10 protein-coding genes and 2 tRNA genes are annotated in these 17,917 nt (G+C 70.7%); 1 reads left to right on the top strand and 11 read right to left on the bottom strand.

From position 1 onward, the window contains the following. Positions 1-8: 8 nt before the first annotated feature. The 8 genes from GQQ92_RS02435 to GQQ92_RS02400 form a co-directional block, all read right to left on the bottom strand. Positions 9-5,396 (bottom strand): Ig-like domain-containing protein, encoded by a 5,388-nt coding sequence (locus tag GQQ92_RS02435; protein WP_156997627.1) that lies wholly within the window; start codon positions 5,394-5,396, stop codon positions 9-11. Between the two features lie 162 nt (positions 5,397-5,558). After that, the gene (locus GQQ92_RS02430; protein ID WP_232057441.1) at positions 5,559-6,281 is read right to left on the bottom strand and encodes an FHA domain-containing protein; all 723 of its coding nucleotides are present in this window, start codon (positions 6,279-6,281) and stop codon (positions 5,559-5,561) included. Continuing rightward, the gene (locus GQQ92_RS02425; RefSeq protein ID WP_156997626.1) at positions 6,269-7,978 is read right to left on the bottom strand and encodes a serine/threonine-protein kinase; all 1,710 of its coding nucleotides are present in this window, start codon (positions 7,976-7,978) and stop codon (positions 6,269-6,271) included. Before GQQ92_RS02425 ends, GQQ92_RS02430 begins: the two co-directional genes overlap by 13 nt. Then, on the bottom strand, positions 7,978-9,312 hold the full coding sequence (locus tag GQQ92_RS02420) for an FHA domain-containing protein (RefSeq protein WP_156997625.1): 1,335 nt from the start codon (positions 9,310-9,312) through the stop codon (positions 7,978-7,980). The genes GQQ92_RS02425 and GQQ92_RS02420 overlap by 1 nt, the downstream gene beginning before the upstream one ends. Continuing rightward, positions 9,293-10,177: a PP2C family protein-serine/threonine phosphatase gene (locus GQQ92_RS02415; protein WP_232057440.1), complete on the bottom strand. Its 885-nt coding sequence runs from the start codon at positions 10,175-10,177 to the stop codon at positions 9,293-9,295. The genes GQQ92_RS02420 and GQQ92_RS02415 overlap by 20 nt, the downstream gene beginning before the upstream one ends. 140 nt (positions 10,178-10,317) lie before the next feature. Further along, positions 10,318-11,337: a TerC/Alx family metal homeostasis membrane protein gene (locus tag GQQ92_RS02410; protein ID WP_232057510.1), complete on the bottom strand. Its 1,020-nt coding sequence runs from the start codon at positions 11,335-11,337 to the stop codon at positions 10,318-10,320. A 276-nt stretch (positions 11,338-11,613) separates the two neighbouring features. Next, a tRNA-Glu gene (locus GQQ92_RS02405) sits at positions 11,614-11,689 on the bottom strand. Positions 11,690-11,797: 108 nt separating this feature from the next. Next, complete coding sequence (locus GQQ92_RS02400; RefSeq protein ID WP_156997623.1) at positions 11,798-12,703, bottom strand: diacylglycerol/lipid kinase family protein; 906 nt, start codon at positions 12,701-12,703, stop codon at positions 11,798-11,800. Between the two features lie 62 nt (positions 12,704-12,765). Here GQQ92_RS02400 and GQQ92_RS02395 point away from each other — a divergent pair, with 62 nt between their 5' ends. Next, entirely contained in the window at positions 12,766-13,404 is a 639-nt protein-coding gene (locus tag GQQ92_RS02395) for an MBL fold metallo-hydrolase (RefSeq protein ID WP_156997622.1), read from the top strand. Positions 13,405-13,461: 57 nt separating this feature from the next. Here the strand turns inward: GQQ92_RS02395 and GQQ92_RS02390 are convergent, their stop codons facing one another. The 3 genes from GQQ92_RS02390 to gltX all read right to left on the bottom strand — a co-directional run bounded on the left by GQQ92_RS02390 (position 13,462) and on the right by gltX (position 17,900). Continuing rightward, positions 13,462-15,915 carry a transglycosylase domain-containing protein gene (locus tag GQQ92_RS02390; protein WP_156997621.1) on the bottom strand — a complete coding sequence of 818 codons (2,454 nt, stop codon included), beginning with the start codon at positions 15,913-15,915 and terminating at the stop codon, positions 13,462-13,464. A gap of 253 nt (positions 15,916-16,168) precedes the next feature. Further along, a tRNA-Gln gene (locus tag GQQ92_RS02385) sits at positions 16,169-16,240 on the bottom strand. A gap of 145 nt (positions 16,241-16,385) precedes the next feature. Continuing rightward, positions 16,386-17,900, bottom strand: a complete 1,515-nt coding sequence (gene gltX / locus GQQ92_RS02380; RefSeq protein ID WP_156997620.1) for a glutamate--tRNA ligase — start codon at positions 17,898-17,900, stop codon at positions 16,386-16,388. Positions 17,901-17,917 lie beyond the last annotated feature (17 nt).

The following is a 17,917-nucleotide window of genomic DNA, read 5'->3' as shown; positions in this document are numbered from 1 at the left end:
TCCTGTCGTTACCAACCGTCTCTCAGTCCGCCGGCCTCGGCGTATCCCTGGTCACCGCAGAACGCCGAGGGGTTGCCGTTGACCCAGCCGCCGCTCCACGACCCGTGCCCGCTGCCGTTGATGTTGACCTTCGGCTTCGTGCTGAGCTCGTAGCTGTTGCAGAAGAGCGACACCGTCACCGTCGTGTTCGGCGGGAAGTTGTCGAGCGACACGTTGAAGAAGTAGCACGTGCCGTTGCAGTTTCCGTAGGCGCCGTGGTACGGGCCCATCGCCGATCCTCGGTTGAGCGTCAGCGACTTCGGCGGATCGGGCTTCTTCTCGACGGTGAAGGTGCGCGAGGCCGCGCCGCCCTTCTCGCCGCTCCCGGTGTTCACCGCGCGCACCTGCACGGTGTGGTTGCCGATGCCGACCCCGCCGATCGCGTGCGTGCGACCCGTGCCCACGTTGGTCCAGCCGCCGCCGTCGAGCTTGACCTCGTAGGTGATTCCGCCGCCGCCGGTCTCGCGAGGCGCCGACCACGAGAAGTCGACGGCCGTGGGGCCGTACCCGCGCGCCGAGGCGCTCACCGAGGGGACCGGACCGGGCGTGCCGTAGGGGGTGACGGCGTTGCTCGCCGACGACCACGCGCCCCAGCCCTTGACGTTGTGCGCACGCACCTTGAACGTGTACGTCGTGCCGTTCACCATGTCGATGCGGTGGGCGGTGCCGTCTGCGCCGGCGCCGAAGTCGTACGTCTTGGTCGTGCCGCCGTTGATGCGCTGCACCTGGTACGCGTCGATGTCGGCGTTGTTCTTCGCCGGCGCCGCCCACTTGACCGTTCCAGACGCGTCGGAGGCCGTCGCCGTCGGCGCGTTCGGCTTGTCGGGCGGTGCGCGCACGATGACGGTCGCGTTGCCGGTGGTGCGTCGCAGCTTGTCCTTCGTGCCGTCTTCGATCGTGTAGATGACCGCGAGGGTTCCGGTGAACGCGGCTCCGGTGTTGACGGTGATGCCCTTGTCGGTGAAGGACACCGAGGCCCTCGCCTCGACGCCGGCCTGCGTGAGCTCGGCGCCCACGACCCGGAGCGGAACGCCGTCCTGCGCGAACGGGTTGAAGTCGTTGGCGAGCACGTCGATGTCGAGCGAGGAGCTCCGATCCATCTCGTGGTCGAGGTCGTCCTTCGCCTTCGGAAGGGCCCTCGTCGAGGAGACGACCTTCACGTCGACATAACCCTCGACCGTGAACTCGTTGAAGTTCACGTCGAAGGTGAGCCGTGTGGAGGTTCCGGGCTGCACGCCGAGCGGAGCGGAGACCCGCAGGGTGGCCCCGTCGACGATCTCGGCCTCGATGTCGGCGCTCGTTCCGCCGAGGTTCGTGTAGGTGATGCGCTCGATGTTGTCGGGGTTCGGCTGGTCGCTCGACTGCCGCAGATCGAGCTCGATCGCCTTCTCGCCGGCCTCGATCGATTCGGTGCGCGGGGTGAACGTCGGCGGCGAGTCGTTGAACTCGGGGTCTCCGACGGTGATCGGCAGCGTGAGGATCGCCGTGCGCCCGATCGGGTCGTCGGCGCTCTCGCCGTCGGTCACCTCGAACGTGAGGGACGCCTGACCGCGGTAGTCGGTCTGCGGGATGTACTGCAGGTGCGTGCCGTCGACGAGCGGGTCGTCGTCGGTGTTCGTCGCGTTCGCGCTGAGGATGAGGGCGGGGTTGCCCGAGGGCACCTCGACGAGCTCGTCGACGCTCCACGAGATCTCGCCGTTCATCGGCACGACGATGGCCTCGAGATCCTTCAGGTACGGCGCCGGGAACTTCGCCTTCTCTTCGGCCGCGAGCTGCTCGGGAGTCTTCTGCTCCTTCTCCTCTTCGGCCTTCTCGGTCTCCTGCGGCTTCAACGTCTCTTCGGTCACGGCCTCTTCGCCGCTCTCGGGATCGGGAGCCGGCGGCACGATGACGAAGGCCATCGCCGAGAGGTCGTCGAGCTCGTTCGTGAGCCGGTAGGCGACCGCGTACCGCTCGCGGCCGGGCTCCACCGTGATGCGTCCGTCTTCGTCGATCTCGGCGCGACCCGCGTTCGGGCCCTCGGCCGTGACCACGAGGTCTTCGACCAGCCCGCCGGAGTTCGTCGCGTCGGCGAGCGGGGTGACGGTGACCTTCTCGCCGTCGAGCACCTCTTCGGGTTCGATGACCTGGTCTTCGGCGGTGGGCGGCAGGATGACGGCGTCTTCGGTGACCGCGATCTGGAGGAACGCGGCGTCGGCGCCGCCGTGCCCGTTCGACATCTCGTAGCGCACCGTGTAGGCGCCCTCGGTCTCGGGTGCCTCGACGATGACCCGGCGGCGGTCGCGGATCTCGGCCGTGATGCCCTCGTCGATGTCGGCGAGCTTCGTCACGCTCAGGCTGTATCCGCTCGGGTCGGAGTCGTTGAGCAGCACCTCGACCGACGCCGTGCGGCCGGGCTTCATCTCGATCGCGTCGTCGACCGCGGTGGGCGGCAGCTGCACCGGCGGGCGGGGCACCACGCCGATGCGGATGGTGCCGGTCGCGGTCGCACCGTAGGTGTCGCGCACCTCGTACTCGAACGTGTCGGTGCCGGCCGACCCCGGCATGGCCTCGTACGTGAGCGAGGTGCTGGTGCGGTCGATCAGCCGGCCGAGCGAGGGCGCGACGGTGATGCCGGTCAGCGTGACCGAGTCGCCTTCGGGGTCGAGTCCGTCGAGCGGGATGTCGATCTTGACGGCGGACCCGGCGAATGTGCGCGAGGTGACCGGGGTGGGCAGCGGCGGCCGGTTGGAGTCGGCGTCGCGCGCGATCACGGTGAACGAGAGCTTCGCCTTCGCGGTCTCGCCGGCCTCGTCGGCGATCGTGTAGGCGAGGCTGTACACGCCCGCCGTCTCGGGAGCCTGGTAGCGCACCGTGTCGTCGTCGACGAAGGCGAGGCCCTTGAGCTCGTCGACAGCGGACAACTCGGGCAGCACGTGGAAGCTCGCCGCGTCGGGGTGGAAGTCGTTCTTCGTGACGGGCACGGTGACGATGTCGCCGGCGCGCACGATCGCACGGTCGTCGACCGCGACCGGGGGCTGGTTCTTCACGAGCGGCGGCACCGGCACGACCGTCACGGTCGTGCTCGCGGTGTTGATGCCGTCGGAGACGGTGTAGCTGAACTGGAGTTGGCGGTCGAGCGCCGCTGAGGCCGTGACGCGGGCGACCGTGTTGGTGAGGATCTCGACCGAGACGAGCCCGTCGGTCGCGGTGTCGTCGACCGATTGCACCGCGAGCACGCGACCGGACGGCGACACGTCGTTCGCGAGCACCGGGATCGACAGCGGCTCGCCGGGGCGCAGGTAGGCGGTGTCCTTGACCGCGATGGGCGCGAGCGCCTCGGCGGGCTGTTCGACGACCTGCACGCGGATGAGGCCGACGCTCACGGTGGCCTCTGCGCCGAGGTTGTACACGAAGACGTAGTCGCCCGGCACACCGCTCTCGAACGTGATCGAGCCCCGCTCGACGTTGGGCGTGACGACGGCGTCGTCGGGCACCTCCTCGACGCCGAGGAGCGTCAGCGGCGCGCCAGAGGGCGACACGTCATTGGTGAGCGGCTCGATGAGCGCCGTCTCTCCGGCGAAGACGCGGGCGAAGTCGGGCGTGCCGATGGGGTTCAAGTCGCCCGACGGCTTGACCTCGACGGTGAGGGTGCCGCTCGCGGACGTCTCGCCGTCGGAGACCGTGAACTGCACCTCCTTCTGCCCGATCTCGGCCGACTTGTGCTGGAACGTCAGGTAGCCGTCTGGGCTGAACCGCACCGAGTCGCCGCCGACGGGCGAGGCGTTCACGAGGTAGAGATCGTCGCCGTCGGGGTCGCGCCAGTCGGCGAGGACGTTGTAGGAGACCTGCTGCCCCTGCTCGACGCTGATCGCCCCGGAGCGCATCGACGTCGGCGCGGTGTTCTCGCTCTCGGGCACGATGCGCACGTTGACGGATGTCTCGGCGACGCCCCCGCGGCCGTCGTCGACGGTGTACCGGAACGAGACGGTGCCCGCGGCGTTCTCGGCCGGCGAGAACTGGAGCGCCCGCCCGTCGTCGATCGGCTCGATGCGGCCCATCGACTCGGGGATGCCCGTCGTGGAGGCAACGGTCAGCACGTCCCCGTCGGGGTCGGTGTCGTTCTCGAGGACGTCGAGGATCGTCGTGCGCGAGGGGCGTGCGCCGTAGTCGTCTTCGCGTGCCGTGGGCTGGCGGTTCTGGTCGGTGCGCTCGGCGATCGTGTCTTCGAAGGTCTGCTGCGCGCTCTTCTCGTCGCCCTCGAGCTCGTCGCTCTCTTCGGGCGGCGTCACCTCTTCCCAGTTGTCGACGAGGCGGAGCTCGGAGTCGACGAGCCAGGCGTTGCCGTTGGTGAGGTTGTTCAGGGCGATCACGTCTCGGTTGACCCGGAACTCCAGCCGTGCGCCGGCGGTGGGCTGGTCGATCGCGATGGTGCGCGGCTTCTCCTCGTCGCATGCGACGAGGTAGCGGCCGTTCGGCGCCCAGGCGCCGTGGACGCAGCCGTCGAGCCACACGGGCGCCGCGACATCCGCCCTGCCCGCTTCGGGGGCGGGCTCGTCGGTGTCGAGCTCGCGCACCGCACCGTCGTCGAGCCCGATCTCGACGAGGCCGGACGCCGTGGCCACGTACGCGGCCCCGTTCTCGGCGCTCGTCTGCTGCAGGCGGAGCCCGGGCGCGGGCAGCTCGGTCGCCCGCCCGTCGACGAGGACCTCGTTCGCCTCCTCGTCGAAGACGACGGCTCGGTCGCCGACCGCGGCGAGCTGGTGGTCGCCCAGTTCGGGCAGCTCGGTGATCTCGGGGTCGTCGGCGGTGCCGCGCACGAACCGCTGCAGGTTCGACGACTTCTTCGAGGTCGCGAGGATGGTGCCCTCGTCGGTCACCGCGACCTGGGCGTCTTCTCCGAGCTTCGCGAGCGGCTCGGTGCCCCGCCAGTCGAACGAGAGCTCGGCGCCGGCCTGCACGTTCCAGAGCTCGCCCTTCGGCGACAGCACGGCGATGACGTCGCCGCCGTAGGCGATGCGCGAGGCCGGTGGGACGTCGATGCGCTGCGACAGCGTCGTGAACGAGGGGTCGATGCGCTCGATGGAACCGGCGCTCGGATCGTAGAGGAACGCGTCGTCGCCGTTCTGGAACACGTCGGCTTCGTTGGAGGCCGTCGAGACGGCCGCGTCGAGCTCTTCGATCTGCCGGTTCAGCCGACCGGTGAGCAGTTCTTCGGCGTTCGTGACCCAGACGTCGCGCGCACGGAGGTCGGGATCGGTGACCGGGAATCCCTGGTGGAGCACCGCGACCGTGAGCGGCACGCCGGCGAGCACGGCGATCGCGACGCCGGAGGCGAGGGTCTTGCGCGCACGAAGCCAGGAGGTGAACGTGCCCACGTCTCGACTCCTCATAATGCGACGACCCGACGCCGGCGGATGCGTGGCCGGCGTCCGGCATAACCTAACACGGGCGCGGCCGTCCCCCGAATGGGGAGGCATCCCCATCGACACGGTCGGTCATCGACGGATGCCGCGGCGCGGAGCCGAGGCATCCGCCCGTCACTCTGCGGCGTCCGCGGCGGCCGGCTCCGCGCGGTCGAGCAGCGGCAGGTCGTCGGCGCTGACGAGGCGCGTCGCCACGGCGTACTCGACGAGCCGCATGCGACGGTTGGTCGCGAGCTTGCCGCGCCCGCCGCGCAGGCCGTCGACGCCCAGCCGGTCGAGCTTCTCGCACACGTTGTCGAGCTTGCGGTTGAAGGTCGTCATGCTCCACCCCAGTCGGGCGGCGGCCTCGGCCGAGGTCGGCACCGTCGCGCGCCCGGCCGAGGGCTGCAGCAGCACGCGCTCGGCGAGCGAGAGCACGAGCAGCCGCTGCGTGGACGTGAGCGCGACCGGCATGATCGTCGTGCCGCCGTCGGTCGTCGTCGCCGTGAGCGAGGTGTTGTAGAAGTCCTCCTCGGCGTGGACCGCGAACTCGTAGGTCGTGGCGCCCGCGCTGAAGATGACCTGCACCTGCTGGAACACGAGCGGGAGCTTCGCGCCGGGGGCGACCCAGGCCTGCACGCTGCCGGTCGCGTCGGAGACGGTCGCGGCGAGGAGCTGCCCCACGTTCGAGAGCCACCACAGCCCGAACTCGAACGTGAGCGTGAGGAACACGCGGTGCAGGTAGGGGTTCTCGTCGATGGTCAGGTCGGCGTCTCGCCCGATCGTGAACGTCCGGTCGGTCTCGACCGTGTACCACTCGCCGCAGTACTCGACCTTGAGCGCCTTCACGGCGTGCACCCCGTGGTCGGCTCGGACGTTCGGCTGCCGCGCTGCGTCTGCACGTCGATGCACACCTTCTCGTTCGGTCCGACACCGGCGACCACTATCGGGGACGCCTCGGCGACCTCGACCGTGCCGCTGCCGTCGGAACGCTTCCACCGGAAGAGGTCGCCCTCCTCCGCCCCGTCGACGGAGATCTCGAATGCGACGCTCGCGCCGTCGGCCGATCGCACGCCCTCGGCGACGGTCGGCTTGGGAACGGTCGCCTCGGCCACCGCGTCCTCGCCGCTCGTGGCCGCGGGTCGTTCCGCTTCGGGCCCCGGCATCGATCCGGCCATCGCGATCGCGGTCACGACCGCGCCGACCACGATCAGGCCGGCGACGAGGCCGACGACGAGGCCCGTCTTCGAGCGGCGCGGGCGCGGCGTGCCGTCGGCGGATGTCGCGGGCGACGTCGCCGGCGCGGCGCCCGCCGGGCGCATGATCGTGCCGTCGTCGACGTCGGAGCCCGCGGTCGGGGAGGCCTGAGCGGCCGTCGTCGACGGGGCGCCGCGGACGACGGTGCGATCCTCGACCCCGGATGCGGCGGGATCGGCCGAGGGACGGGCGAGGGTCGCGTCGCTCGCCGGCGTCTGCGCGACGACCTGTTTCGGCGCGCGTGCGACCGTCTCGTCGGCGCCCGGCGCGGCGACGGATGCCGCGGCCGCCCCGGCGGCCTGCGCGTCGATGGTGCGGACGCTGCGGGCCCTCGTGGCGTCGGCGTCGTCGTCGGAGTCGTGGGACTCGGCCACGACGAGGTTCGGCACCTCGATCGTCGTGGCCGCGTATCCGAGCTCGAGTTCGACGCGCTGCAGGGCGCGCGCGAACTCGACCGCGCTCGGGTAGCGGTCTTCACGCCGCACCGCCATGCCCTTCGCGAGCACCGCGTTCAGGCTGCGCGGCACGTCGTCGCGCTGCATGGGCGTGATCGAGCCGCGCTCGATGCGCCCGATGAGGTCGAGGGTGCCGTTCGAGCGCCCCGGGATCTCGAACGGCGAACGGCCGGCGAGCAGGGTGTGCACCGTCGCCGCCAACGAGAAGACGTCGCTGCGCGGATCGGGTCGGGGATCGTCCTCGAACATCTCGGCGGGCGACCAGGGCACGCTCATGCCGACCGCGGCCGACCCGGTGCTCCCGGTGGCGGACTCCCCCGGGCGCATCGTCATCGTGTGCACGGGAAGTTCGCCGTCGAGGTTCGAGGAGATGCCGAAGTCGGTGAGGGCCGGCCATCCGTAGTCATTGGTCAGGACGTTGGCGGGCTTGATGTCGCGGTGCAGGATGCCGGCGGCATGCGCGGTCGCCACGGCCCCCGAGATGCGGATGCCGGTGCGCAGCGCGTCGGCGACGGCGAACGGCGCGCGCTTGTACTGCTCGGAGAGGCTCGGCCCGGAGCAGTACTCCATGACGAAGTACGGGCGGCCGTCGGCCGAGACATCCGCGTGGAAGATCGTCACGATGAACGGGTGGGCCGAGAGCTGCGCCATCAGGTTCGCCTCGGCGACGAACTGCGCGCGGGTGTCGCGGCCGAGCTGCTCCGTGAGCAGCACCTTGACGGCGACCTTGCGGCGAGGCAGGCGCTGCTCGTAGAGGAAGACGTCGGCGAACCCGCCCGAACCGAGCAGGTTCATCGGGGTGTACCCGGGCAGTTCGGGCGGAGTGGAGGTGGCGCGGCGCATCAGATCGCGACCACCTGGAGGGTCCAACCGCCGCCGAGGTCGACCACGGTGCCCGTGAGCACCGGCGTCGGCTCCCCGGCGCGGAGCCGCACCGGCGCCTTGCCGGGCTGGGCGACATGCGTGCCGTTGCGCGAGTGGAGGTCGGTGACGACGACCGTGTCGCCTTCGACGGTGACGCGCACGTGGTTGCGGGAGATGTCGTGATCGCCCGCGCCGATGGCGACGACCTTCGGCAACCGCCCGCCGGCGAGCTGGCTCGCGCTCGGCGAGCGCCCGAGCACGACCTCGTGGGTGATCGGCTCGATGGTGCCGTCGGGCAGGCGGAGCGCGAGCGACTTCGCCTCGGACGGGGAATCGGCCGCCTGCGGCGCGGACCGCTCAGCGTCGCCCCGACGCTCGCGCAGCCGCTGGAGGTCGAGGCCGACGATGGTCATGCCGTCATGGTCGCCCGCCTGCACCGCGTCGCCGCCGTCGCCGCCGTCGCCGCCGTCGCCGCCGTCGGCGCCGTCGGCGTCGTCGCCGGATGCGGTCTCGGTCGGCGGGATCATGGTCTGCTCGGCGCCGGACTGGGCCTGCTGCGCCGCGAGCGCGCGGGCGGAGCGGCCCGACACCGAGACGACGGTGGCGTCGTCGAGCGAGGCCGGGGCCCCGCCGTCGGCATCGGAGTCGGCGCCCGGGGCGGCCGGGGACGCCGGAGGAGCCGGCGGGGGCGGGAAGGCCGGCGTGCGCACGGGCTCCGTCGGCACCGCGCCCGCGGCCGAGGTGCCCTTCGTTGCGGCGGCGGCCGGGCTCTCGGCCGCACCCGCCTCGGACGGGCCGGCATCGCCCGGGTCCGCCGCAGCGGCCTCGCCCGACTCGGCGGCGGCCACGGACACGGGCGCGGGCGCGACCGACTCCGTCACGGCCTCGATGCCCGTCGACGTGACGGATGCCGCAGGCACCACGCCCTCGATGATCGGCAACGTCGGGCGGCCCGTGGGCGAGGCATCCGTCGCCTTCACGACGACCGTGCGGCCCCTGACGACCCGCTCGACCCAGGTCGACACGCCGGCGCCCTCGACGAGCTCGAGGTCGACGCGCGCCGCGAACCGACCGCGCACGACGAGGCGCACCTCGCCGCCGCCCTCGGTGTGGACCGCGAGGGCGAAGGACGGCGTCTCGGAGAGGCCGTCGGCCGTCAGCCGGTCGAGCACGGCGCGCGTGGGGTCGGCCTCGGCGAGCACGGGCCACAGGTCGTTCAGGGCGTCGGCCGCCTCGGCCGGAACCATCAGCACGGTCGAGCCGCGGACCACGGCGAGCGCGGAGCCCTCTGGATCAGTCGTGTACGTCGCCATGGGCGCCGTCCTCTCGTCTCGGGGTCGTGTCCTCTGACGCGAAGACCTCGGCGGGGCGGTCCCTCGTGGACGCGTCGTCGGGTGCGGCGAGCGCCGACTCGACGACGACCACGCTCACGTTGTCGCGGCCGCCGTGCTCGAGCGCCAGGTCGACGAGCTCGCCCGCGAGGCCGGCCGCGTGCCCGGTGTCGCCCGTGAGCACCCGCGCGATGGTCTCGTCGTCGACCTCCTTGCTGAGGCCGTCGGAGCAGAGCAGGAAGACCTGCCGCCCGGAGGCGGGGATGAGCCAGAGGTCGGGCTCGACGACGTCGTCGGCGCCGATGGCCCTCGTGATCACATTGCGGTCGGGATGGCGTTCGGCGTCTTCTGGCGAGAGGAGCCCGGCGTCGACGAGTTCCTGCACCGCGGAATGGTCGACGCTGAGCTGGCGGAGCGTGCGACCGTCCCAGGTGTAGATGCGGGAGTCGCCGACGTTGAAGGCCAGCCAGTGGAACCCGGCGCCGTCGCCGGCGTCGACGAGCGCCACGCCCGTGAGCGTGGTGCCGGCCACCGCCGTGCCCTCGTCGCCCTCGTCGCTCAGGGCGCGGACGGCCTCGTTCGAGGAGTGGATCGCGTCGAGCACCTGTTCGGGCGTGGACGGCGAGCCGACCGCGAGGTGGCGTCGGAACGTCTCGACGACGGCACGGCTCGCCGCGTCGCCGCGCGCGTGACCGCCCATGCCGTCGGCCACGAGGTAGACGGGCGCTTCCGCGAGGAAGGCGTCTTCGTTCACGCTGCGCACGCGCCCGACATCCGTTCGCGCGCTGTGAGCGATCACGGCCGAAGCCTGCTCGAGCGCGACGACGTCTTCGCCATCAGGGGACACGGTGCTCCTCGTCGCCGTTCACCAACCGGGAGATTCCCGGGCGCCGCACCCGGCGCCGCCACCCCAAACTAGCAAGTCGCGGCGCCGTGCTCGGACCGCGACGGCCGGAGGGCGGCCGTGCGCCCCGAGGGACGGCCCGGTCAGCGCGCGTCGTCGGTGAAGTGCGGCACCTCGTCCATGAGCTTGTGCCCACGCTGCTTGGCGTCGACGTTCGCCTTGATGACGCTCGCGACCGTCGCCACGGCCATGGCCGCGACGATGACGCCGAGCGACATCCAGGTCGAGATCTCGGGCGCCCACTCGATGTGCTCGCCGCCGTTGATGAAGGGCAGTTCGTTGACGTGCATCGCGTGCAGCACGAGCTTGACCCCGATGAAGGCGAGGATGAACGCGATGCCGTACTTGAGGTACTCGAGCCGCTCGAGCAGGCCCCCGAGGAGGAAGTAGAGCTGGCGCAGCCCCATGAGCGCGAACACGTTCGCCGTGAAGACGATGAACGCGCTCTGCGTGATGCCGAAGATCGCGGGGATCGAGTCGAGCGCGAAGAGCAGGTCGGTCGTGCCGATCGCGATGAAGACGAACAGGATCGGCGTGTACATGCGGTGGCCGTCGACCACCGTGCGGATCTTGATGCCGTCGTACTCGTCGGAGATCTTCACGCGCCGACGCAGGATGCGCACCAGGAGGTTGTCCTTGTCGTCGTCGTGCTCGACGAACGCCTGCTGGTAGGCGGTGTAGACGAGCCAGGCGCCGAAGAGGTAGAAGATCCAGCTGAAGTTCTCGATGAGCTGCGCGCCCAGCAGGATGAAGACGCCGCGGAAGATCAGGGCGAGGATGATGCCCACCATGAGCACCTCCTGCTGGAGCTTCTTCGGCACGGCGAACCTCGCCATGATGATCACGAACACGAACAGGTTGTCGATCGACAGGCTGTACTCCGTCAGCCATCCGGCGATGAACTGCCCCGCGTGCTCGGCGTCGCCGAGCAGGAACATGAGGAGCGCGAAGAGCAGCGCGAGACCCACGTAGAACACGACCCAGAGGGTGGACTCGCGGAACGACGGGACATGCGGCCGCTTCACGACGAGCAGGAGGTCGGCGATCAGGATCAACGTGAGGACGACGAGGGACCCGATTTCGAACCAGGCGGGGAGCTGCAGCACGTGCGGCCTTTCGGGAGGATGGGTACGACGGAACCCGAAAGTCTCTCCCTGTCGCACGACTCGTGCGCTGCCACGCCCGGAGCGGCGACTTCGGCGCTCGTACTGACGATCGTGGCTCAGGACGCGGACGCCCTGCGGGATACTCCCCTTCGCTCCGGCGAGTCTAGCGGTCATCCGCGACCCGGTCGCCCGATGCCGGGACACCCGCCCGGAAACGCCGAATGCCCCCGCCGAGGCGAGGGCATTCCGGGTGTTGTCAGCATGTCACGCGATTGGTGACCCCAGCGGGATTTGAACCCGCGCTGCCGCCGTGAGAGGGCGGTGTCCTAGGCCGCTAAACGATGGGGCCGAACTGACAACTTGAAGAGTATGACACAGGTTCGGGGCGCCGTCCAAATCGAGCCGCCGCCGAGGCGGCGGCGTCGACGAGACGCCGCGTCGAGGCATCCGATCGGGGTCAGGCGAAGACCCGCAGCGCCCCCGGCACGACCTCGATCTCGACCGGCAGCGCGCCGACCCGCTCGCCGTCGGCGTAGGCCACGACGTCGGATGCCTCGAGGCTCACGTGCCGCGCGCGGAGGAACTCGACCCGCGGATGCCCCGTGTGCTCGCCCTTGAACACCTTCGGGAAGACGGCCACGAGGCCCGCCCGGGAGAGCGGGTGCACGATGAAGACGTCGAGCAGGCCGTCGGACAGGTCGGCGTGCGGCACGAGCGTCATGCCGCCGCCGAGCGAGGAGTTGTTCGCCACCGAGACGAGCATCGCGCGCTGCTCGCGCCGCACCCCGTCGATCGTCATCACGTATCGGCGCGGGGTGAACGTCGCGAGTTCGCGCACCAGGGCGAGCGTGTACCGGCTGGGGCCCTTCGGCCTCGTCATGCGGTTGGCACGCTCGTTCACCAGTGCGTCGAACCCGGCCGACACGATGCCCGCGAACCACACCGGAGCGGATGCCTCGCGCCGGATCACGCCCGCGTCGATGACCCGGGGCTCGCGGTCGAGCGAGGCCATGAGGGCGTCCAGTCCCGCGGCGGGGTCGTCGTGGGGAAGGCCGAGGCCCCGGGCGAGATCGTTCCCGGTGCCGGCCGGAACCACGCCGAACGGCACCCCGGTGCCCGCGACGATGTTCACCGCGAGCGAGACCATGCCGTCGCCGCCGACGACCACGAGGCCGTCGACGCCGCCCGCGAAGGCGTGCTCGGCCTCGCGGCGCAGCAGTTCGAAGTTCGCCTCCTGCAGCATCGCGACGTCGTGCCCCGCCGCGAGCAACCGGGTCGTCGTGGCCGCGCCCACGTCGCGATGCCGCCCGAACGAGGCAGACGGGTTCACGGCGACGAGCAGTCGCTTGGCGGAGGCGGTCATGCAGTGATTCTGGCATCCGCGACGGGTTGCATCGCGCGGGGCCGCGGGTGTTGGCTCGGAACATGCGCCTCACGAAGCTCGAACACGCCGCCCTCGTCATCGACCACTCGGGCGACCGGCTCTTCATCGACCCCGGATCGTTCACCACCCCGATCACCGAGGGCACGGGTGCCGTGGCCGTCGTGATCACCCACGAGCACAACGACCACTGGACGCCCGAGCAGCTCAACCGCATCATCGAGGCCAGCCCCGACGTGCGCATCTTCGGGCCCGCGGGCGTCGCGGCCGCGGCATCCGATTTCGCCGTCGAGGTCGTCGCCGCGGGCGACGAGGTCGAGGTGGGCCCCTTCCGTCTGCGCTTCTTCGGCGGGCACCACGCCGAGATCCACTCGTCGATCCCGATCATCGACAACCTCGGCGTGCTCGTCGACGACGCCCTCTACTACGGCGGCGACTCGTTCACGGTGCCGTCCGGCGTCGAGGTCGACGTCCTGGCCGCTCCGGCCAGCGCGCCCTGGATGAAGATCTCCGAGGCCATGGACTACGTGATCGCCGTCGCGCCCCGCCGCGCGTTCCCGACGCACGAGATGCTGCTCTCGCAGGCGGGCAAGGCGCTCTCGAACGCGCGGCTCGCGTGGGCCGTCGAGCAGGGCGGCGGCGAGTACCTCCCGCTCGAACCGGGCGACACGCTCGACTTCTGACGCAGAGGTCGCGCGCCGCATGCGCGCAGACGCGGGCGCGGGCGGGCGCGAGCGCCGTCAGCCGCCGTCCGGCTGATTCGGCCCGCCGCGGTCGCCGTCGTCGCGCGGCTCGAGGGTGCGGTCGCCGGGCTGTCCGGCGTCGTCGCCGCCTCCGCCGCCGTCCGGGGAGGGCGCCGGCGCGGGCGCGGGCGCGGGCGCCGCGGGAGCAGACGGGGACGGAGACGGCGACGGCTCGACGGGCGCCAGCGGGATGTCGTCGAACGGCGTGGGCGAGGTCAGCGGGGCGACCGCCTCGGGGCCCGCCATCGTGAACCCTCCCCCGCCGTACTTGGCGGAAGCGGCCGACATCACGATCGGCCACATCCGGTGTCGCGCCGTCGCAGCCTCGCCGGAGGCGAAGGAGATGCCGCGCTGGTTCGCATCGCCGTTGACGCTCACCACCGCGGCCGCGGTCGCGACCTTCATGCTCGCGCCCACCATCCAGGTGTCCTTCGCGCCGTCGGTCGTGCCGGTCTTGCCGATGACCGGCACCCACGGGTTCAGCGCCGCGCTCGAGGCGTAGCCGGTGCCGTACTCCATGACGCGCGACATGGCGTAGTGCATGGCGCCCGCGACGGCGGGGGTCACCGCGGCGGCGCAGGCCGACTTCGGGGGCGTGATCTCGGCGCCGTCGGGGCCGACGATGCGGTCGATCGCGATCGGGGTGCACGCGACGCCGTTGTTCGCGATGCCCGCGAACGCGACCGCCATGCTGAGCGGGGCGACCTCGTTGATGCCGAGCACCGCCGACGGGAACTGCACGAGCGGGTCGCCGTCGGCGCGGTGCACGCCGAACGCCCTGGCCTTGTTCGCGATGCCGCACTGGTCGAGCAGTTTGGCCATGCCGAGGAATCCGGTGTTGATCGATCCGATCGTGGACTCGAGCGCGCTGTATCGCCCGCCCGGCTCGTTGGCGTCGTTGCGGGGGTTCCAACCGGGGTCGGCGTACTGGGTTCCGAGGCAGCTGTCGTTGAAGGCCCCCCAGTTGGACTTGCGGCTCGAGTTGACCCGCTCGGTCAGCGCATGCCCCGACGCGAGCCACTCCGCGAGCGTGAAGACCTTGTAGGAGGAACCCGGCTGGAACCCGCTCGAGCCGCCGTAGTCGTAGTCGGTGTTGTAGTTGATGCCCGAGTAGGCCGGATTGCCGTTCACGACCTTCGGGTCCTGGCTGTAGACCTTGTTCTGCGCCATCGCCAGCACCCGCCCCGTGCCGACCTGGACGCTCGAGATCACGGCCCCCACGTCCCATCCGGGATACGTGGAGGGCACGTTCTCGGCGATCGCCCGCTCGGCCGCGGCCTGCAGGTCGAGGTCGAGGCTCGTGTACACCTGATAGCCGCCGCGGCGGAAGTTCAGCAGTCGCTCCTCGTCGTCGTCGCCGAACGTCGGATCGTTCTGCAGGATGTGCTTGACGTAGTCGCAGAAGTAGGCGGCGCCCTTCGCCGTCTGGCAGCCCGTGCTCGGCTCGGTGATGACCGGTTCGACCGGGGTCGCGATCGCCGCCTCGTACTGCTCGGGCGTGATCTTCTTCTCGTGCTCCATCTGACGCAGCAGGTAGTTGCGGCGAGCGGTGTTCGCGGCGTACCCGTTCGCGGCGCCGTTCGTCTCGCTCTCGGGCTTGTCGAGCTGGAACTTGACCGGGTTGTTCACGATCGCGACGAGCGATGCGGCCTGCGGCAGCGTGAGGTTCGCGGCGGAGGTGCTGTAGTAGTAGTTCGCGGCGGCCTCGATGCCGTAGACCGTTCCGCCGAAGCCCGCGATGTTGAGGTAGCCGAGCAGGATCTCGTTCTTCGAGTAGCGCTTCTCGACCCCGATCGCGAGGCGCATCTCCTTCAGCTTGCGGTCGATGCTCGTCTCGGTCGCCGAGTCGTAGCAGTCGAGCCGCGCGTCCTCGACGAGGGCGAACCGCTCGTCGCCGGTGAGGGCGGCGATTTCCTCCTCGGTGAGGTCTTCGAGCGCGACCTCGTCGGCGTCGCGCTCGCACTGCTGGACGCGCACGTTCTTCACGTACTGCTGGGCGATCGAGGATCCGCCCTGCGTCTCGCGCCCGGCGGCGGTCGTCAGCGCGGCGCGCAGCGTGCCCTGCAGGTCGACGCCGCCGTGGTCGTAGAACCGCGGATCCTCGCCGGCCACGGTCGCGTCCTTCGCGAAGTCGCTGATCTGATCCCAGCCGACCTCGACCCGGTTCTGGTCGTAGAAGGAGGCGAGCAGCACGTTCGTGCCGTCGGAACGGGTCGCGTAGATGTTGCTCTTCTGCGAGAGCTCGCCGATGCGCAGGTATCCGGGCAGCCGCTCGAACATGTCGATCGTGCCGGACGCCGCCATGCCGACGGTGGCGAGCGCGGGCGTGACCCCCACGACGATGAGCCCGGCCGCCATGGCGCTCGCGACCACGAGCCCCAGGATGCCGCCGAGCACGCCGATGGGCGTACGCGTCTCGGCGAAGTCCCGGTTGCGCTTGTTGCGTTCCATTCCGGCTCACCCCCCAGAGGCCCGACCAGGGTCGGCCCGCAGGGCGGCCCGCACTGGTCGCTACCAATCGAACCGCAGCCGAGGGCGCGTGTCCAGTACCGGCAGATCGACGCGCCGGGATCGACGCGGGGTCGCGACTCCTCATGCGGGGTGCGGATGCCTCGCTGCGGGTGCGAAACTCGGCCGCGAAGCTCAGCCGCGAAGCTCAGCCCGGAAACGACGAAACCCCCGGATCGACCGGGGGTTTTCGAAGCTGGGGTACCTGGACTCGAACCAAGAACAACGGAACCAGAAACCGCCGTGTTGCCAATTACACCATACCCCAATGGCTCGAAACCTGAGTTCCGCGCCGACATACGACTCTAGCCTATCGACGAGGCTCGTCCAAACCGAGACGGTCTCGAGGCGGTCGATGCGGGCGTCGGGCGACGGATGCCGCGGCGCGAGCCCCGCGGCATCCGTCGCCGTGCTCAGCCGACCTGCGCCGCAAGCTTGTCGATGCGCTCGAGCGAATCGATCTTGCCGAGGATCTGCATGGACTCGAAGAGCGGCGGCGAGATGCGACGGCCCGAGATCGCCGTGCGCACCGGGCCGAAGGCGACGCGGGGCTTCAGGCCGAGCCCGTCGATGAGCGCGGCGCGCAGCGCCTGCTCGATCTGGTCGTGCGTCCACTCCTCGGCCGGAAGCCGGTCGAGCACCTCGCGCGACGAGGCGAGCACCGCGGCGGTGTCGGCGGGCAGGCCCTTGATGGCGTCGTCGTCGTAGGCGAGACCCGCGGCGTCGGTGAAGAGGAAGCCGAGCATGCCGGGCGCCTCGCCGAGCAGCCCGATGCGCTCCTGCACGAGCGGCGCGGCCTCGGCGAGGATCGCCTCCTGCGCGGGCGGGAGCGGGGCCGTGAGCACGCCGGCGGCCTCGAGGTAGGGAACGGTGCGCGACGCGAAGTCGGCGGGCTCGAGCAGGCGGATGTGGTCGCCGTTGATCGACTCGGCCTTCTTCTGGTCGAAGCGCGCCGGGTTCGGGTTGACGTTCGCGACGTCGAAGGCCGCGACGAACTCGTCGCGGCTGAAGACGTCGCGGTCGGCCGAGAAGCCCCAGCCGAGGAGGGCGAGGTAGTTGACGAGGCCCTCGGGGATGAACCCGCGGTCGCGGTGGTGGAACAGGTTCGACTCGGGGTCGCGCTTGCTGAGCTTCTTGTTGCCCTCGCCCATGACGTAGGGCAGGTGGCCGAAGCGCGGCACGAACGTGGTCACGCCGATGTCGATGAGGGCGTGGTAGAGCGCGATCTGGCGCGGCGTCGAGCTCAGGATGTCTTCGCCGCGGAGCACGTGCGTGATGCCCATGAGCGCGTCGTCGACGGGGTTCACGAGCGTGTAGAGCGGCGCGCCGTTGGGGCGCACGAGCACGAAGTCGATGGTCGAGCCCACCGGGAAGTCGATGCGGCCGCGCACGAGGTCGTCGAAGCCGAGGTCGACCTCGGGCACGCGCAGGCGCAGGGCGGGCTCGCGGCCCTCGGCGCGGAACGCGGCCTTCTGCTCGTCGGTGAGGTCGCGGTCGAAGTTGTCGTAGCCGAGCTGCTTCGGGCGGCCGTTGGCGGCGTTGCGCGCGTCGATCTCTTCGGCCGTCGAGAACGACTCGTAGAGGTGTCCGGCATCCTTCAGCCTGGCGATGACGTCTTGATAGATGTCGCTGCGCTGCGACTGGCGGTACGGCTCGTTCGGGCCGCCCCTGCCGATGCCCTCGTCCCAGTCGAGGCCGAGCCAGGTGAGCGCGTCGATGATCTGCTCGAAGCTCTCTTCGCTGTCGCGGGCGGCGTCGGTGTCCTCGATGCGGAACACGAACGTGCCGCCGGTGTGCCGGGCGTACGCCCAGTTGAAGAGGGCGGTGCGGACGAGGCCGACATGCGGCGTGCCGGTGGGCGACGGGCAGAAGCGGACGCGGACGTCGCTGCCGGTGGCGGTGGTCGTGGGGTGCGTGGTCTCAGACATCCCGTCAATCGTACCGA

The sequence above is a fragment of the Agromyces terreus genome (genome assembly GCF_009749465.1).
Taxonomy (GTDB): domain Bacteria; phylum Actinomycetota; class Actinomycetes; order Actinomycetales; family Microbacteriaceae; genus Agromyces; species Agromyces terreus.
This window is presented reverse-complemented; position numbering and strand designations above follow the sequence as displayed.

Excerpts from the sequence above, each read along its gene's own strand:
- GQQ92_RS02425 (WP_156997626.1), bottom strand. The coding sequence starts at position 7,978 with ATGCGCCGCGCCACCTCCACTCCGCCCGAACTGCCCGGGTACACCCCG.
- GQQ92_RS02420 (WP_156997625.1), bottom strand. The coding sequence starts at position 9,312 with ATGGCGACGTACACGACTGATCCAGAGGGCTCCGCGCTCGCCGTGGTC.
- GQQ92_RS02400 (WP_156997623.1), bottom strand. The coding sequence starts at position 12,703 with ATGACCGCCTCCGCCAAGCGACTGCTCGTCGCCGTGAACCCGTCTGCC.
- GQQ92_RS02395 (WP_156997622.1), top strand. The coding sequence starts at position 12,766 with ATGCGCCTCACGAAGCTCGAACACGCCGCCCTCGTCATCGACCACTCG.
- GQQ92_RS02390 (WP_156997621.1), bottom strand. The coding sequence starts at position 15,915 with ATGGAACGCAACAAGCGCAACCGGGACTTCGCCGAGACGCGTACGCCC.
- gltX (WP_156997620.1), bottom strand. The coding sequence starts at position 17,900 with ATGTCTGAGACCACGCACCCCACGACCACCGCCACCGGCAGCGACGTC.